Origin of the sequence: Sphingobium sp. BS19 (assembly GCF_027925545.1) — a bacterium.
In the GTDB taxonomy this organism is placed as follows: Bacteria; Pseudomonadota; Alphaproteobacteria; order Sphingomonadales; family Sphingomonadaceae; genus Sphingobium.
Genome location: NZ_BSEF01000005.1, coordinates 257,756 through 274,519 on the forward strand (window position 1 = coordinate 257,756; position 16,764 = coordinate 274,519).

The 16,764-nt window shown below is 64.2% G+C and carries 16 protein-coding genes; 4 read left to right on the forward strand and 12 right to left on the reverse strand.

The window, feature by feature from the left end; translation table 11 throughout:
* Positions 1-37: 37 nt before the first annotated feature.
* Together QMG56_RS07435 and QMG56_RS07440 are read right to left on the reverse strand one after the other, a co-directional pair.
* The gene (locus QMG56_RS07435) at positions 38-1,441 is read right to left on the reverse strand and encodes an MATE family efflux transporter (RefSeq protein ID WP_281821931.1); all 1,404 of its coding nucleotides are present in this window, start codon (positions 1,439-1,441) and stop codon (positions 38-40) included.
* A gap of 63 nt (positions 1,442-1,504) precedes the next feature.
* Positions 1,505-2,767, reverse strand: a complete 1,263-nt coding sequence (locus QMG56_RS07440) for an ATP-binding protein (RefSeq protein WP_230187105.1) — start codon at positions 2,765-2,767, stop codon at positions 1,505-1,507.
* Between the two features lie 48 nt (positions 2,768-2,815).
* Between QMG56_RS07440 and QMG56_RS07445 the strand changes: the two genes are divergently transcribed.
* The 4 genes from QMG56_RS07445 (at position 2,816) to QMG56_RS07460 (ending at position 5,754) form a co-directional block, all read left to right on the forward strand.
* A complete protein-coding gene (locus QMG56_RS07445; protein WP_281821932.1) occupies positions 2,816-3,247 on the forward strand; it encodes a hypothetical protein in 432 nt (143 codons plus the stop codon).
* A gap of 173 nt (positions 3,248-3,420) precedes the next feature.
* Positions 3,421-3,798, forward strand: a complete 378-nt coding sequence (locus QMG56_RS07450; RefSeq protein WP_281821933.1) for a hypothetical protein — start codon at positions 3,421-3,423, stop codon at positions 3,796-3,798.
* Positions 3,795-4,658, forward strand: coding sequence for an HprK-related kinase A (locus tag QMG56_RS07455; RefSeq protein WP_281821934.1), 864 nt, complete (start codon positions 3,795-3,797; stop codon positions 4,656-4,658). The genes QMG56_RS07450 and QMG56_RS07455 overlap by 4 nt, the downstream gene beginning before the upstream one ends.
* 85 nt (positions 4,659-4,743) lie before the next feature.
* Complete coding sequence (locus tag QMG56_RS07460; RefSeq protein ID WP_281821935.1) at positions 4,744-5,754, forward strand: nucleotidyltransferase family protein; 1,011 nt, start codon at positions 4,744-4,746, stop codon at positions 5,752-5,754.
* A gap of 122 nt (positions 5,755-5,876) precedes the next feature.
* On the opposite strand, the gene QMG56_RS07465 is transcribed toward QMG56_RS07460, so the two are convergent.
* The 10 genes from QMG56_RS07465 to QMG56_RS07510 all read right to left on the reverse strand — a co-directional run bounded on the left by QMG56_RS07465 (position 5,877) and on the right by QMG56_RS07510 (position 16,720).
* A complete protein-coding gene (locus QMG56_RS07465) occupies positions 5,877-6,989 on the reverse strand; it encodes an SEC-C domain-containing protein (protein ID WP_281821936.1) in 1,113 nt (370 codons plus the stop codon).
* 239 nt (positions 6,990-7,228) lie between these two features.
* Entirely contained in the window at positions 7,229-8,035 is an 807-nt protein-coding gene (locus tag QMG56_RS07470; RefSeq protein ID WP_281821937.1) for a hypothetical protein, read from the reverse strand.
* Between the two features lie 132 nt (positions 8,036-8,167).
* Positions 8,168-8,950 (reverse strand): DUF4019 domain-containing protein, encoded by a 783-nt coding sequence (locus QMG56_RS07475; protein ID WP_281821938.1) that lies wholly within the window; start codon positions 8,948-8,950, stop codon positions 8,168-8,170.
* Positions 8,951-9,065: 115 nt separating this feature from the next.
* Positions 9,066-9,734 (reverse strand): hypothetical protein, encoded by a 669-nt coding sequence (locus QMG56_RS07480; protein WP_281821939.1) that lies wholly within the window; start codon positions 9,732-9,734, stop codon positions 9,066-9,068.
* Positions 9,735-9,804: 70 nt separating this feature from the next.
* Positions 9,805-10,749, reverse strand: coding sequence for an L-lactate dehydrogenase (locus QMG56_RS07485; RefSeq protein WP_281821940.1), 945 nt, complete (start codon positions 10,747-10,749; stop codon positions 9,805-9,807).
* A gap of 92 nt (positions 10,750-10,841) precedes the next feature.
* Positions 10,842-11,948, reverse strand: a complete 1,107-nt coding sequence (locus QMG56_RS07490; RefSeq protein ID WP_281821942.1) for a DUF5694 domain-containing protein — start codon at positions 11,946-11,948, stop codon at positions 10,842-10,844.
* Between the two features lie 178 nt (positions 11,949-12,126).
* Positions 12,127-13,200, reverse strand: coding sequence for an OmpA family protein (locus QMG56_RS07495; protein WP_230187095.1), 1,074 nt, complete (start codon positions 13,198-13,200; stop codon positions 12,127-12,129).
* Positions 13,201-13,424: 224 nt separating this feature from the next.
* A complete protein-coding gene (locus QMG56_RS07500) occupies positions 13,425-13,931 on the reverse strand; it encodes a DUF2793 domain-containing protein (RefSeq protein ID WP_281821943.1) in 507 nt (168 codons plus the stop codon).
* Positions 13,932-13,966: 35 nt separating this feature from the next.
* The gene (locus QMG56_RS07505) at positions 13,967-16,132 is read right to left on the reverse strand and encodes a phage tail protein (RefSeq protein WP_281821944.1); all 2,166 of its coding nucleotides are present in this window, start codon (positions 16,130-16,132) and stop codon (positions 13,967-13,969) included.
* Between the two features lie 189 nt (positions 16,133-16,321).
* Entirely contained in the window at positions 16,322-16,720 is a 399-nt protein-coding gene (locus tag QMG56_RS07510) for a peptidoglycan endopeptidase (RefSeq protein WP_281821945.1), read from the reverse strand.
* Between the last annotated feature and the right edge of the window lie 44 nt (positions 16,721-16,764).

Here is a 16,764-nt window from a genome sequence, read left to right on the forward strand (position 1 = left end):
CGTAGCTATCTGGCGCGGCGCAGTATGACGCGCCCCGTCACCCTGCGCGCGAAACCAGCCCCAGCCGTTCGCGCATGGCCCAGCGCGCCGTAATCAGCAACGCCACCACGCCCAGACCGCTTGCCAGGCCCCACCAGATACCGACACCGCCCATCCGCAGTTGGAACGCCAGCAGCACGCCGACACCGATGCCGATCACCCAGTAACCGACTGCCGCGATCATCATCGGCACGCGCGTATCCTGCAGCCCGCGCAACACACCCGCGCCCACTGCCTGCGCGCAATCGACGATCTGGAACAACGCCGCCACCGCAAGGAACGACACCGCCAGCGTCACCACCTGACGATTGGCCGGATCGGCGACATCGATGAAGATCGCGATCAATGGCAACGGCACAGCAATCAGCACCGCACCCGCCACCAGCGCAAACGCCGTGCCGATGCCGATGGCCAGCCAGCCCGCACGCCCGATGGCCGCAGCATCGCGCCGCCCGAAGGCCACGCCCACACGCACCGTCGCGGCCTGCCCGATGCCCAGCGGCACCATGAACGAAAGCGCTGCGATCTGGATCGCGATGGCGTGCGCCGCCAGCGACGCCCGGTCGATCAGGCCCATCAGGAACACGGCGGCGTTGAACACGGTCACTTCCAGCCCCAGCGTAATCGCAATCGGCAACCCGATCCGCCACACCGTCGCAAAGCGCGGCCAGTCCGCCACCCAGAAGCGCCCGAACAGGCGATAGCGCCGGAAGCGCCGATCCAGCATGACCACCGCGACCATCCCCAGCAGCATGAACAGCGAAGACGCGCTCCCCGCCAGCCCCGCGCCGAACATGCCGAGCGCAGGCAGCCCAAGATGCCCGAAGATCAGCGCCCAGCCGATGCCCAGATTGAACGGGATCGCCAGTATCACCACGATCACGCCCCACATGGGCCGCTCCAGCGCCGAAATGTAATTGCGCAACGTCAGAAAGCCGAGATAGGGCAGCAATGCCCATTGCAACCCGCGCATCAATTCGCCTGCGCCCTGCGCCAGTGTGCGGTCCTGCCCCATCGCGATCAGCAACGCTTCGCAGTGCCACAGCAGCAGCCAGGCCGGGATGCACAGCAGGATCGCGGCCCACAATGTCTGCCGCACCGTCCGCCGGATATCCCGCACCGAATGCAACCGCGCGCCGCGCTCCGCCGCGATCATCGGCGAAGCAGCGGTGACCAGCCCCATGCCGAACACCAGCAAGGCGGTGTAGAGATTGATGCCCAACGCCCCGCTGGCCACGGCATCCGGCCCCAGACGGCCGAGCAGCAACAGGTCCGTCGCTGCAATTCCCGACCAGGCGACATTCCCCACGATCATGGGCAGCGCCAGTACGATCAGGGCGCGCGCCTCGATTCGCCACGGTCCGGCGGCGGGGGTAGCGGGGGCGGAGGAGGTGCGCGACATGGTCCGCGCGTTAGGCTGTAAGAGCGTGCAATGGCAAGCGGGCTTGTCGGGAAATACCGACCCTCAGCGTGCCACCTCTTCCGCCACCGGCAGCAGGATGGTGATCGTGGTGCCCTTGCCTACGATGCTGGCGATATCCAGTCGCCCGCGATGCCGCTCCACGATATGCTTCACGATGGCAAGGCCAAGGCCGGTGCCGCCCATCGCCCGGCTGCGTCCCGAATCCACACGATAGAATCGCTCCGTCAAGCGCGGCAGATGATCCGGGCCGATCCCTTCGCCTTCGTCCGCCACCGACAGCCGCACCATGCCGCTTGCCCCCGGCGTCAGCGTCACGACGATCGGTGTGCCGGGTCGCGCATATTTCGCCGAATTGCCCACCAGATTGTGGAGCACCTGCGATAGCTGCGCGCGGTCGCCTTGCACCGCGGCCGTATCGCCATCGATATGCGCCACCACTTCCTGCCCCCGCGCGCCGTGGCTGTCGCGGAACACCGCGACCACTTCGGCCACCAGTTCGCGCAGGTCGATGCTGTCGTCGGGCGTGCGATATTTCTCCGCTTCGATCCGTGAGAGCGACATGAGGTCATCGACCAGCCGCTGCATGCGCCGCGCCTCGCCGTCCATGATTTTCAGGAACCGTCCCCGCGTTTCCGTCTCCGCGCCCGCCGTCGGATCGGTCAGCGTTTCGATAAAGCCCAGGATCGCGGCCAGCGGCGTGCGCAGTTCGTGGCTGGCATTGGCGACGAAATCCACGCGCATCCGCTCGGCGGCATAGCTGCCCGTCCGGTCCATCAGATGCACGATCCGCCGGTTCTCTCCGACCCCTTCGTGCCCGTCGGGTGAGCTTAACGGCGCGATCCGCATTTCCCAGCGTTGCTCGCGCGTACCCAGCCCTACCAGATTGATCGACACCGGCTCCGACATCAGGCCGGGACTGGCCAGCCGCTCCGCCGCTGCCGGATGCCGAATGGCGATCCGCGCATCCTCCCCCACGATATGCGCGCCCAGCAGGCGCAGCGCAGGCCGGTTCGCGCGCACCACCTTGCCGCGTGCCGCCACCAGCACCGGCTCGGAAATCCCCTCCAGCAAGGCATTGAAATCGGGGTTGTCGAGAATGTCCGCGCCTTCGCCCGGTGCGGGATCTTCCATGGTCACGGCGGTGGGCGGGGGCGCGCGGTCGGTCAGGATGAACAGCGCCAATCCCCCTGCGGCTGCCGATATCGCCGCTGTCTCCCACTGTCCGGCGAGCAGCCACGTGGCGATGGCCCCCGCGACGATCACGGCAGAGGCGACGAGGATCTGGATCATGCTGGTGCGATTCATGGTTACTGGCCTAGATTATTCGCGCGATTGCTGCGATGAATAATCGCAATGCGCAACGAAGAAGCAACGCCCGAAGCAACGCCGCCGTGCGATCCTGTGACCGGCGCACCGCTTCCCGTGCCTTCACGGCGGCAATTGCTGATTGGCGGCGCGGTCGCGGCCTCCGCCATCGTGTCGATCCGCCCTGCGCTGGCGCAGACGGCGGCCTCAGTCCTCAACTGCCAGATTCCCGTTCCCGATCCGGGCCGCGCGGGCAATCACGTCGCGGCCAACGGCACGCTCGTCCCCGCCGGGACAAAGGGCGCCTTCCCCGGCCCCCGCCGCCCGTTCTCCGGCGAAGAAGTAAAGGCCGCGATGCGCGGCCGCACCTTGCCCGGCACCAGCTACGAACAGAGCCAGGCTTATCTCAACTACATCCGTCGCCTGCAATCGGGCACCAGCGGCTTCACTTGCTACGCCTCGCTGCAAATGCCGCGCTAAAATTTCCGGATACTAATGAAATCCGTTCACCCTGAGCGTGTCGAAGGGTTCACTTCTAAGGAAATAAAAGGCTTCGACAGGCTCAGCCCGAACGGAACTTATCTCTCCCTAAAAAACGAATATGCTGGTTCGCCGCGCTTTTTTAACCCGCGCACGCTACGCTCCCCGGCGCGATGACAGTCCCCACCCGCTACCGCGCCGCCCCGGCCACCGACCTGATCGTCCGCGCGCTCGACGACATCACGCTCATCTATCACCGCCCCTCCAGCCAGACCCACATGGTCGCCAGCCCCGTGCCGGAAATATTGGACGCTCTCCTCTCTTCTCCCATCCCTGAAAGGGAGGGGCCGGGGGTGGGTGGCGAGCGCAGCGAGCCTCCTTCGAAGGCTACCCACCCCCAACCCCTCCCTTTCCGGGAGGGGAGCAGTGCTGAAGAAATCCTCACCACCCTCACCACCCATTTCGACCTGGGCGACCCCGCCACCGCGCGCCCGGTCATCGCCGCGCATCTCGAAGAAATGGTCGCCCTCGGCCTCATCCACCGCGCATGAGGCACAGCATCGCCCTCACCATCGGCCCCGCCAGCTTCCGCATCGGCTCGGCATGGCCCGCCCCCATCGCGCAGCTCGCGCAGCTTTACCGCGCCTATCCCACGCCGCCCGAAGGCATTGCCGACTTCACCGTCCGCCTCGAACCATCGAAGCCGTGGCGCCGCCATATCCGCCCGTCGATCCACATCACCGGCGATCACGGCCTTGCCGACGCCGCGCCAATGTCCCTCGCTCACGGACTGCTAGCCGCCGAGATGGGGATGAACCTGCAAATGGCGCTCGGCTGGCGGCGGCACCTGCTGCTCCACGCTTCCTGCGTAGAAAAAGACGGTCGCGCCCTCGTGATGACCGGCGAGTCCGGCTCCGGCAAGTCCACCCTCGCCGCGCAACTGGGCGAGCGCGGCTGGCGGTTGATGGGCGACGAATTCGCGCTGCTCGATCTGCACAGCGGTCAGATCTTCGCCTTCCCGCGCCTCATATCGCTGAAAAACGCGGCCATTGCCGTCATGGAAGCCGAAGCCGCGCCCGACCGTTTCGGCCCCCTCCTGCGCGCCACGGCCAAGGGCGACATCCGCCACCTCTCCCCCCGCGCAGACGCCGTCGCGCGCATGAGCCAAGGCGCGATGCCCGCGCTGCTCCTCTTCCCTCGCTACGGCTTCGCACCCGAAATCCGCACCGTCGGCCAAGGCGAAGTCTTCATGCGCCTCACCCAGGCCTCCACCAATTACACCGCGCTGGGCGAACCCGGTTTCACCGCCCTCACCCGCTTCGTCCAGACCGTCCCCGCCCACGCCATAGACTTCCCCAGCGGCGCAGACGCCATCGCCCTGATCGAGCAACTCTGGGCAGAAACGCAATGACGCGCACCCCATCCCCCACCGTCATCCCGGCGAAAGCCGGGATCCCACTTTCTTCTTCGCAACCGTCCGCTGGGGCAGCGCACCCATGACCGCCACCCTCCTCGTCCAGACCCTCCGCGATCCCGCCTCCGCCGCGCGCCTTTCCGCGCCGGACTGGAACGCCCTCATCGCCGCCGCCCGCGCAGAGCGCCTGATCGGCACCCTCGCCTACCGCCTCGAACAGATCGCCGTCCCCGCCCCCGTCCGCCCGATCCTCGCCGACGCCCGCACGGAGGCCGTCCGCGAAGCCCGCCAAGCCCTCTGGGAAGCCGACCGCGCCCGCGTCGCCCTCGCCTCCTTGAATATCCCGGTCGTCCTCCTCAAAGGCACCGCCTACGCCGCCGCGCAGCTTTCCCCCGCGCAGGGCCGCTTCATCGGCGATCTCGACATCCTCGTCCCCCGCGCCGCGCTCGACGCCGTTGAGGCGGCGCTGATCGCCGCAGGCTGGGAATGGGTAAAGCCCGATCCCTATGACGATGCCTATTACCGCCAGTGGATGCACGAACTCCCCCCGCTCATCCACCGCGACCGCGACCGGATGATCGACGTCCACCACAGTATCCTGCCGCTCACCGCCCGCCCAAAGCCAGACCCCGCGGCCCTCCTCGCCGACAGCATCCCGATTTCGGAAGGATCACTAAAAGGGCTGCGCATCCTCTCCCCCACCGACCGCATCTGCCACGCCGCCGCGCATATGCTGGCCGATGGCGACCTGTCGGGCGGCCTGCGCAACCTGTGGGACATCCACTGCCTGCTGACCGATCTCGCCCCCAGCGAAGACCTCCCCACCAGAGCCGCCCACCACGGCCTAACCGCGCCAGTAGCGCAAGCCCAACGCCTGGCCCGCCACCTCTACGCCCCCCAGGAAAAGCCAGCCCCGCTACCCCTACAAGATCGCCTGATCGCCAAACGCCTGCTAGCCACAAACGCCTGGGGCCAGGAAACCCAAAAACCCCTCCGCATGGGGTATTACCTCCGCTCCCACGCGCTAAGAATGCCGCCCATGATGCTGGCACGGCATCTGGTGACGAAGTGGAGGAAGGGGCATCGGGGGTAGGGGTGAAGGACGGCAATAGAGCCAGTATCGTTCGCTTGTTAGCTACAACAGAAAACCTGAAACACGCCGTGTCGAAAAGCGCTTCATTTCGTTCACGACGCTATGGATTTGAATCTTACAATTTAAACGGAGTAGGATCGTACTAGGTTTGGTAAAGTAAATTCTAGGTCTAGAGAGATTTGGGCTGAGGGCGGGCTTCCCATAGCATCCACACCACTGAATACCAATCTATCCAGTGTCTTACGTTGCGTGTCCGAAAGCGATCCAAACCAATCAATATTAAAGAAAATATTTTCGACGTGCTTTGCCACCAGTTGGAGGCAAGCCCCGCCACGCTGCTGGCTTGGCAGCGCCTCGATCTGTTCAACAATTGCTTTGCCGGGAGCCCCCGGAAGGTCTCTCCAAGATAGGCAGATTGAACTACCCTTTACACCTGCAAATGAGGAAACGATGATTTGCTCAAGCAATTCATCCGCATAACCTATTTGCAGTCTGACGCCGTATAAATCTGTAAATGGCGACCATGCTCCAGCGAACATGAACGGGAGGACGCTATCGAATTCAAAGATTCGAGACCGGATAACATTCGGTTGCTTTTGGACGAGCGCCTCAACAAGAACGTCAAACGTCGCCTTTATATCCTGCTGTGCGGCTCTATTTCCTAAGTCAATTGCTTCGATCATACCCTGAAGGCGCATTTGTTGCATTAGCGGCATACCTTTGTCAGCCCCTCGCAAAATCTCCCGCAAATTGCTTACTGCATCCTTTCCGTATCGTTCTCGGCTTATGGTTCGGTACGCCACAGCTAGGCACTGATCCCAGCGCCCTGCGAACGGCTCGTTCTCTATGCAAGAGAACAGTTCCCGGTCATGTTTTCTGCAGAATCCGTAGAACACCGACGCATCGCTGATGCCGATCTTCTCAATCGACAGTTTGCCACCATTCTTGTTCATCTCAGAAATATTTGCAGCATAGTGCATCACGTGACCGCCATTTGCGATCTTGGAAAGGTTCGGCCCCCTAGAAACCGTATGCGCTTTAATTACACCACCATCGCAGCTTCCAAGTCCTACATCGCGTGCAGAGCAGATCTTTTGCTGGAAAGCCTTCCTATTCTTTGCAACTGCATCCCAAGGATTATCTTTAGTTTGATCGTGTCGATCATAATGACAATTCTTATATTTTATTCCGGAGCCGCACCAGCAAGGAGAATTTCGGTCTCTTCCCTTCATCATGCCGTCTAATCACGCCCACTAAAAACCATTTCGCCATAACAATAAGCACATTTGGGAGTAATTCCTCTATCTCTAAATGGCCTGGTTTCACTGCGGGGACTACAGTTAACTCCACTCGTCTATGACAATGAAAGGGGCGAAGGCGCCCCTGCCGTAAGAGATACGATTTCCAAGACAGCCTTCGGCAGCAAGGTGCGTCACAAATTCCGAAGGTTCCATTCCACTATCACTCACCCCCCTCAAAACCGCCGATGGTCATCCCCATCGATCAAATCGCACGTCCCACGAAAGCCATAGGGGTCCAGCCCCCGGATCGTGATCTGCCCGCTGCGCCGGTTGATCGTGATCGTCGGCTTGTTCATCCCGTTCAGGCGATATTTCGCGCGGATCAGGTCCGGTCCCGCTTCCACGTCGTACAAGTCCCACCACCCATCGCTGCCGCGTGAATGCACCGGCGGGATGAGTTTCTTGGGCAGGCTGATCCGTCCGCCCCCGTCCCACATCTGGATCATCACCGAAGCGTCGAACTGCTGCGACGTCATCTCCGTGCGATTGCCATAGTCATAGCGGTCGCGCTTGCTGTTCCACGACCATCCATAAGTCGTCGCCACGCCGGGCCGCTGGCCATCGCCAAAGCACACCAGCCCCAGATCGACGGCATTGCCGCTCACCTGAACAGACCCGCGCTCCCCGGCATAGCTGGGCGATTCACGCCGCGCGTCGGGTCGTTGAAACCCCCTGTCGCGATACTCCGGTGCGTTCACGCGCTGGTTGCAATCCGGCGCGGGGCTGGTGGTGATGGAGTCATATCGCCCATCCATCGTCGCGACAGTCACGCACTGGCGCGTTCTCGCATTCCACCAATAGCTATATTTGCGGTCGTCGCCCGTCCGCGTCTTTACGAACATATAGCCCCGCGCCTGCATGGCGGTCTCCGCCCCGGCGGCGCGCGCGCCCACCAGATCGCGAATGTCACCCGGCGTCTGTGCCTGAACTGCGCTTGAAGATGCCGCCATCGCGGCCAAGGTGAATGCAACGGCTTTCATGCTGTCCTCCCTGTATTATGGGCGACTTATAGCATAAATTATGACATTAACACAGAACCTTAGCGTCAAACACCATCACGATTTTTCTGCGGCATTGCGCGCGCATTGCATACGCGCGCAATGCCTTTCCACTCAATCGATTGTCACGCCCACCACGCGCCACTGCCCGCCTTCGCGATCCAGCGAGACTGTCTCGATAGCATCGGTCTTGTTGGCGAAGCGTGTGCGGAACTTCACCACTTCATAGCCGGCGGGCGGAGCAGGCAGGTTTTGCTGGCTGACGAACTCCCGCGTGATCATCGCGCCCAGCGGCACACGCGCCTGTTGCGAGGCCTCGGCCCAGACTTGCGCGCTATTCAACTTCTGAAACGCCGTCCCGAACCCCCGATAGCTCTCGTCCCAGCGCCCTTCATCGACCAACGCCAGCCACTGGCGCGCGGTGTCGACGACTTCGGATTGTGCGGCGTCCTGTGCCACGCTCCCGGCTTGCTGAGAGGGTGAAGCGACCGGCGATAAAGCGGTGAGGGCCAACAGGCCAAGAGCAAGCGTCATGAGAAACACTCCAACGATGATCCAGAGGCGAGGGTATGCCCGCCCCGCGCCGCCAATCGACGCAGCGCCTTGCTCCTCCTCAAGGCCGTGCACGTCTTCCCCGATTTCGATGTCCCCCAGCAAATCGGGGTTCGATGAAACCACATCGCCGCCCTCCGCTTGCAACAACAGGCGGGCTGCCTCACGGCTACTGGATACCGACATCTTGCGCCGGGCATCGCGCAGCCGTTCGTTGATCGTGTGGACCGAAAGGCCCAGACTGCGTGCGGTCGATTTAGCATCATGGCCACGGACGATCAGGCGAAGGGTCTGCTTCTCCTTCTCTGTCAGCGCCCAGCTATTTTCTGTTATCCGCGTATCCATGCCTCAGGGCTTAAGTCAGCCTCATTGTCACAGCCACCCCAAATAATTCGTACTTTCAGAACAAAGCGATACCGAAACCGCACGCGCATACAAATCGTCCTGCATTCCCGCGCGCTCAAATGATCAGTTTTGCCAGCACCACGAACATCACCATCGCCAGAAACGTCGCCAGCACCGCCTGCCCAAATCCCGCCAGCCGCGATACCTTCAGTTTCTGCGAAAACCACAAAGTCTGCACGCCCAGATACCACGCGATCGCCCCGACGATCAGCACCGTTCCCCCCGTCCGCCAATGGCCATGCGGCACTGCGGTCATCAGCGTGCCGATGCCGATCATCAGGGTGAAGGGCGCGGCGGTAAAGCACTGGCCGTAAAACGGTCGCCGCAAACTGCTATGGGTCAGCCGCGCGCCCTGCCGCCGCAGCAATCGCACCGACATCATCAGCGCGAACAGGCTGAACAGCACCATGCGCAACGCCAGCAACGCCAGATCGGAATCCACCAGCGCCGCCAGCCCATGCCGGTCCGCCAGCAACGGGTTCTGGCCCTGCATCGCAATCTCTATTCCGTGCGAAATCAGCAGCGTCAGGAACAGGAACAGCGGCGGCCGGATCGCGTCGTCATACTGATCCTGGGGCCGGTCCGACACTTCCCGGTCGGCATAGGCCATGATCCGCAACGGCTGCACCAAGGCCCGCCACAATGTCAGCGGATAGAATATCAGCCACCCCATGACCGTATAGAGCGCCTCGTCGAGGGACTCGATGATCTTCATGAAATCCATGACGGCACCGTCCACATATCGCGCTGAATTGTCGAGCTATTCTGCGCAGGAAAACCTGCCCCTGCCGCCGCTATCGGCCCTCCCCCTTCACCCCCTCCAGCGCCGCGCCGACCACGTGCGCCGAATGCGCAAAGGATGCCCGTTCCCCTTCGTCCAGATCCGGCACCAGCACATGCTCCACGCCCACCGCGCCCAGCACGCAGGGGAGGCTCAGGCACAAGTCGCCAATCCCGAACTGCCCCGTCAGCACGGTCGAGACCGGCAGAATGACATGCTCGTTCCGGACGATGGCTTCGCAAATCCGCACGATCGCCGTCGCAATACCAAACGACGTGTACCCCTTACCCTGGACGATGCGATACGCCGCCTGCCGCACGGCATCGGTCAGCGACGCGGCGTCGATATCCGCCCCCTCCGGCGCCATTCGGGTCAGCGCCATGCCGCCCGCCCGCGCGATGGAAAGCGCCGCGAACGACGTATCGCCATGTTCGCCCAGCATCATCGCATCGACGGACGCTGGCGCGATATTCAGTTGCCGCGCCAGCATCGTGCGCAGGCGATTGCTATCCAGCAACGTCCCCGTCCCGATCACCCGCGCATCGGGCAACCCGCTTTCGTCGCGCGCCACCCACGTCATCAGGTCGACCGGATTGGCCGCGACCACTATGATGCCGTCGAACCCCGCCGCCATCAGCTCGCGCACACAGCCGCGCACGATCTCCGCGCTTTTCCCCGCCACGGCCAGACGGCTTTCATCGCCATGCGTGGCCGCGCCGGCGGTCAGTATGGCGATCCGCGCGGACGCGGCATCCGCATAGTCGCCTGCCCGCACAGTCGCAGGCCGCGTCAGCCCGCCCGCATCGGCAATATCCGCCGCTTCGGCAGCGGCCAGCGCGGTGTCGCGGTCGATCAGGACGATCTCCCGGAACAACGCCCGCAGCATCAGCGCATAGGCCGTCGTCGCACCCACATGCCCCGCCCCGATTATCGCGACGCGCCCTTGATCCTGTGCCATGGTCATTCCCGTCCTGAGGTTGCGGCAAAGCGCCGTTCGTTGACTAGCCTAACCCTGCACCGGAACGAAAGTTGCTGGCGAAGTCCGTCGCGCTATTTCAGAACCGTCATCGCATCCACCAATCGCACATCGTGCATCTGGTCGAGATACGCTTCATAATAGCCCTTGTGCGACGCCCCCACGATGGCCAGCATGCGCGTCCCCGGCTTCCGGCCCAGCACATCGCGGATATTCGCCACCATGCGCAGGTTGCGCGTCTCCCAATAGGCCAGATAACGCCGACCGAAGGCCTGTGGCGAAGGCTCCACGAACGCCGCGCCGAAGTCCGACCGGTACACCAACTGCGCCGCGCCGGGCGCATTATAGGCGCGCAATATCGCCAGCAATCCGTCAGGCGCTGAAAGGCCAGCGTGCAACTGCGCATCCTGAGCTGTCCGCTGCGCTGACGCAGGATTGTCCCACGCGCGCATCATGGCGGCGCCTGCCGCCTCCTGTTCCACCCCATCGTCACTGTCTGCCGTATGATCGTCGACGCTCCACACCCGCTCCAGCCCCAGCTTCGCCGCCAGAGGTGCCGCGATCAGTGTCGTTTCGTTCCGTCGGCTTTTCAGCTTTTCCAGCGCTGCAACCAGGGCGTCGTTCAGGCCGTCGCCCGCATGCCGTTCGCCTTCCGGCAACCGCAGCCATTGCACCAAGGCCGATGCCCGCTCGCCCGCCGCCAGAAAGATCGCGGCCAGATGCCGTCGCTCGGCTGCCGCAGGTGTGGCGGGCCATGCCGCCAGCAATCGCTCCGCTTCGGCATTGGCGGCTGGCACGTCCAGCCCCGTAGCCAGACCCGCCGCCGTGGGATCCGCGCAATAATCCTTTACCGTCACGGCATATCGCATCGGATAGCGGCGCAGACTGTCGCATTGCAAGCCGGACAGGTCTTCGGTCGCAATGGCTGTCGGTCGCCATGCCGCCAGCCGCGCCACCACCGGCACAGCCATCTCCGGCTTGAACGATTCCGGTAGCCCGGACAGATGCGCCGTACCCAGCACCAACACGTCGTTGGGCGCACCGGGCGGCGGTCCCTTGAGCGTGTCGGGGTGGAAAGAAGGGCGAAATGCGTCGTCCCTGGCCGCATGCGCTACACTTCCCAACGCCATGGAAAGAACGGGAAGAGCGAGCAGATAAAGGCCACGTAGCAGGTGAGTCATCGACGGTCCTATCGCAAGATTCGTCGCGATCCTACCAACCGTGTATTATACATACAATACAGTTGTCGGACACCGCATCCCCGGCATATATCCCGGGGAACCACACCCATAAGAAAAGGGGCCGGTCTTGCGACCGGCCCCCTCTTTTGCATCAGCCCCGAAGGGTTGATGGCAATTCTTACATGCCCGAACCGGGACCGTAGGTGATTTCCACGCGACGGTTCTGCAGTTCGCGAACGCCATCGGCGGTTTCGACGCGGGGACGGCTTTCACCGAACGCTTCGGTCGAGATCACGCCGTCAGGAATACCCTTCGAAGTGAGGTATGCCTTGACGCTGTCGTTGCGACGCTGCGACAGACCGACGTTGTACGAAGCAGAACCCGACTTGTCGGCGTGACCGGCAAGCATGACCTGAGCCGAACCGCAGTTGCTGTAGGCCGAGATCGCGTTGTCGAGGATGGTTGCGGCATCGGGAGTGATGTTCGACTTATCCCATTCAAAGAACACGATGTACGGTCCAGGCGTGCATTCCACTGCCGGAGGCGGCGGAGGCGGCGGGGGCGGAGGAGGCGGCGGCGGGGGCGGCGGAGGCGGCGGCGGCGGTGCTGCCGGCTCACCGAAGTTGTAGCTCAGGCCAACCAGAACGCTGTGCGTACGCAGACGGGCATCGACGTCCGAACCAGCGGCATTGAAGCGCGGATCGGGACGATTGCTCGTTACGAGGCCCATGTCGGGGTGGTTGTAGAAGCGATACTTCAGCGACGCGTCCAGCTTGTCGGTCAGCGGGAAGCGAACGCCGGCAATTGCCTGCCATGCGAAGCCCGTGTCCGAATCATCGGTCGTCAGCGTGTAGAGGTAGGTGCGAGCAACGCCGACACCACCGCCAACGAAGCCCTGGATGCCGTCATCGGCACCGAAGTCGAGCATGCCGTTGACCATGAAGCTCAGCGAACGGACGTTGCCGCGCGTGCTCTGAACGCCATTGGTGTAGCTGTTTACGTCGGTGTAAGCGCGCTTGAACGCGACTTCCGATTCAAGGCGGAAACCGCCGAAATCGTAACCGATTACGCCATCGACGTCGTAGCCGGTGTTGTAGTTGACGGTTGAAACTGGCGTCACGATGGTGAGGGTGGTATCCTCAACGATCATGGCACCGGCATCGGCACCGATGTACCATGCATTGTCACGAGCCATGGCGGGGGTCGCCAAGGCTGTGGTAGCGAGCGCTGCTGCGAGGGCAAGCTTCCGCATATAATTCCCCTTTCAAAATGGTCACGAAGGACTGCGGTAATGCTCTAGCTTGCCGAAAGTTTCATGGCAAGTGCGCAAATGCCGGAACTGTTGCCCAAAAGCCTCAGTTTTGCGGATAATGAACGGCGGCATTATGACCGCATTTCCAGCGTTTACTGGCGACAACCGCCCAAGCATTTTTTTTGTTGGCTTTGCGGAACGGTGCTGGAAAGTCGCGCTTTCGATCAGCTTTCAGCTATCATACCGTGCAACCGCAGCATGACCAGTATCGCATCTATCGCGGCCCGGCTTTCTGCGTCCACGAGTCCGCCGCCAGATGGTGACATTATCGCCCCACCCTGCGCGCCAACCACCCGTATGCCGCCCTGATACAGCCCGTCGGCGCGCACCTCCGCGTCGATCCATGCGCTTCCGCTCCAGCGCATTGCATGTCCCCTGTCGACGACCCACACCGCCATGCCGACGACGGGCGCAACGAAGCGCCAGCCGCCTGCCGTCCATCCCGCGATTGCGCCGCCTTGCCCGGCCCACGCGCCGCTCGCCCCCGCCGCCACGATCCAGCACTGCCCTGCCACCGGCGCGGAGGGCGGCACGGACACATCCGCACTGACCGCAGCCCCATGGCTCAGCATATCCAGCCGCACCAGCGCTTCGTTATGCGTCACTTCCTTCTGCGCCTGTCCCGCCTGCAACAGCGGCAAGGCAAAACGATCCGTCAGCTCATCGGCCATCCGTTAAACTCCCAATCAGATTAAACAGGTCAACGTCAGAGCGCCACCACAGCCACCCGTCCCAACCCGTAAGTCCCTACTTGCCGCACAGCGACCGACAGAGACCCCACCGCTCCATCCGCCGCGATCATCGCCGCGTCATAGGTCCACTCCGGCACCCCGACCTCCGCCGACCGCACCACATCCGCGCCATCCAGCAGCTCGACCCGATAGCGCTCCGCTTCCTCGCCCAGCGGCACTTCCACGCCATCGCTCCACGCCGAGCCCGCACGGCTGCGCCGGACCCAGCGCACCGTCACGCCGCCCGCCCCGTCGCTCTCGACCGAAAGATGCACCGGCGACAAAGGCACCAGAGCCTCCCCCGATACCGTCACCTCCGCCTCGGCAGGCACCGCATCGCCAATCCCGATCCCGATCACCCGGCACAGCATCCCCGGCTGCGCCGCACTGGAGGGCACCGTCGCCAGCCGCTCCGCCTCCAGCATCAGGAAATTCTCGCCCGCGATATGCCCCGCCATCGCCCACTCGGTCCCGCACCGCCCACGCAGCAAGTGCCGCAACCGGAACAGCCCCGGCCCGATCACGCTCACCGCACCGAACTGGATCAGCTCCCGCCCCAACAGACACAGGTTCGCCCCGCGCAACAACGCCGCATCGTCTGCGCCCGCCAAAGACGCCCCCGGCGACACCAACTGCACATCCACAAATCCCGCCAGATCGAACAGCGCGGCCGATCCCGCACCCGGCGCCGTCACGACAGTCCCCATCGTCGCAGCAGGCGCCGTCCGTCCCATCGACACCGCCGTCCCGCTCCCCGGCTCCACGGTGAACAGCGCTGCCCGCTTCCACCCGGCAGAGGCTCCCGCCGCCGCCACGACCACGCTCGGCGCAACCGCCGCGCCATCGCCCAGCCCCGGCAGGTCCGCGATCATCAGGCGCGTAGCCCCATGCGGCGCATCCGGCTCCCGCACCACGCTGCCCGAAGACGCCGCGCCCGCCACCACCGGCCCACGCCGCCACCCGCGCAGCGTCAACGTCACGCCCATCGCTTCCCATTCCAGCGAAACCACGCGCCAAAGCCCCGCAACCCCTTCCACGGTCACGACGCTCCCCGGCCGCACCGCCAAAGCCTCCCAGCCGCACAGCAGCTCCAGCCGCGACCGCCCGGACCAGGCCTCCGCCAACCGTGCCGCCGCCAGCGCCTTCGCTTCGCCCGCCGCAACAGCCGCAGGCATCTCGACCGACTGCAACGTCCGCCCAACACCGGGCCGCACCGCCGTCTGCACGCCCGCCTGATAGTCCCGCGCCGGATCGTAATGCCGCACCGCCAGCCGCAACGGCACATCCCCCGCCGGGTCACGCCCCGCCTTCACGGGCACCTGCGCCGCCCCATTGATCCGCGCCGCCAGCATCCCCCGCGCCACGACACCATCCTCTTCGGGCACATCCAGCAGGGCATCACGCAACACCAATCCCTGCGCCTCGACCAGAGGCTGCAACGCCGCCGCCACATCGTCCCCGCTCGCCGCATAGCCGCCGACCGATCCCCCGGCCCCGCCCACAACACCCGCCGTCAGGGCAGAAGCCATTGCCCCCGTCGTCACCGGCGCATCGTCCGCAAATATCTCGAAAGTCAGCGACGGTATCCGGTTGCCATAGTCCGCCAGCGCCAAATCCTCGAACACCGCATAGGCCATCCCGCGATGCGCCGGTGTCACGCCAATCCCCTCCGCCGCCGCGATCAGCGGATCGACCGCCTGATCTTCGCCCCCCTTATGCAGCCGGAACGCCCCCAACTCGGTCTTGAAATCCCCCGCCGCCCCGCGCAGCAGATTCCCGTCCGCCCAGATCCGCCCCACCGACGACACTTCACGCGCCGACAACGCCACCGCAAAGCTCGCCGAATAGCTGTACGTCGTAACGCTCGGCTGCCCCTTGCCGCCCCCCGAGCGATTGCTCGTCTCCTGCAAATCGGTCGCCCAGATCACCGTCCCGGCCACCCGCATCGCCCCGAAAATCTTCGGTATCTGCGTGCCATAGGTCGATGTCTGCACCTGCAAATCCTGCAGCCGCGGCCCGCGCCGTCCCTTGGGCTTGAACAGCACCGCCTGATCCAAAGCCCGCCCCGCCAGCGCTCCGATCGCACCCCCGATCGGCCCGCCCAGCACCGTCCCCACTGCCCCAAGCACCAACGTCGCCATGCCAAATCCTAACCTGAAAGCCCGCGCCCGTGTTCCTGCGAAGGCAGGAACCCAGTGTCGCCTGGTAATCACCCAGCTCCCTGGACTCCTGCTTTCGCAGGAGAACAAATGACGCGGAGCCGCAGAGACGCGGAGCCGTCACCCCAAGGCACACCCCCTCCGCGTCTCCGCGTCTCCGCGCGCACAAACCTACCGCCCCCACCGCCAAACACTGACCACAGGCCAGAGCGCCTCCCCCGGCATCTCCACCACCCGCCGCAAGCCAGCATGGGCGTGAACGAACCCGCCCGGCACGCGCAGCATCACGTGAAACTGCGCCACCCCCGCGCGCACCAGCACCACATCGCCGGCTTTCAGTATCCGCACCCGCCGCAACCCGGCGCTACGCAACCACCCCGCAAACCGCACCGGATCGCCCCCGCGCAAGCCATAGCCCCCCGGCACAGCCCCCCGATGCCCCGCCGCCGCCAGCGCACAGGCCACCAGCCCCACACAATCCAAACCCCTGTCCGCATCCCGCCCCTGCAACCGAAACGGCACCCCCACCAACGCCCGCGCCCCGGCAACAATCCTCTCCGCTCTTTTCATCCATCCACCCCCAAACCCGTTCCCCGGCGAACGCCGCACAAAAA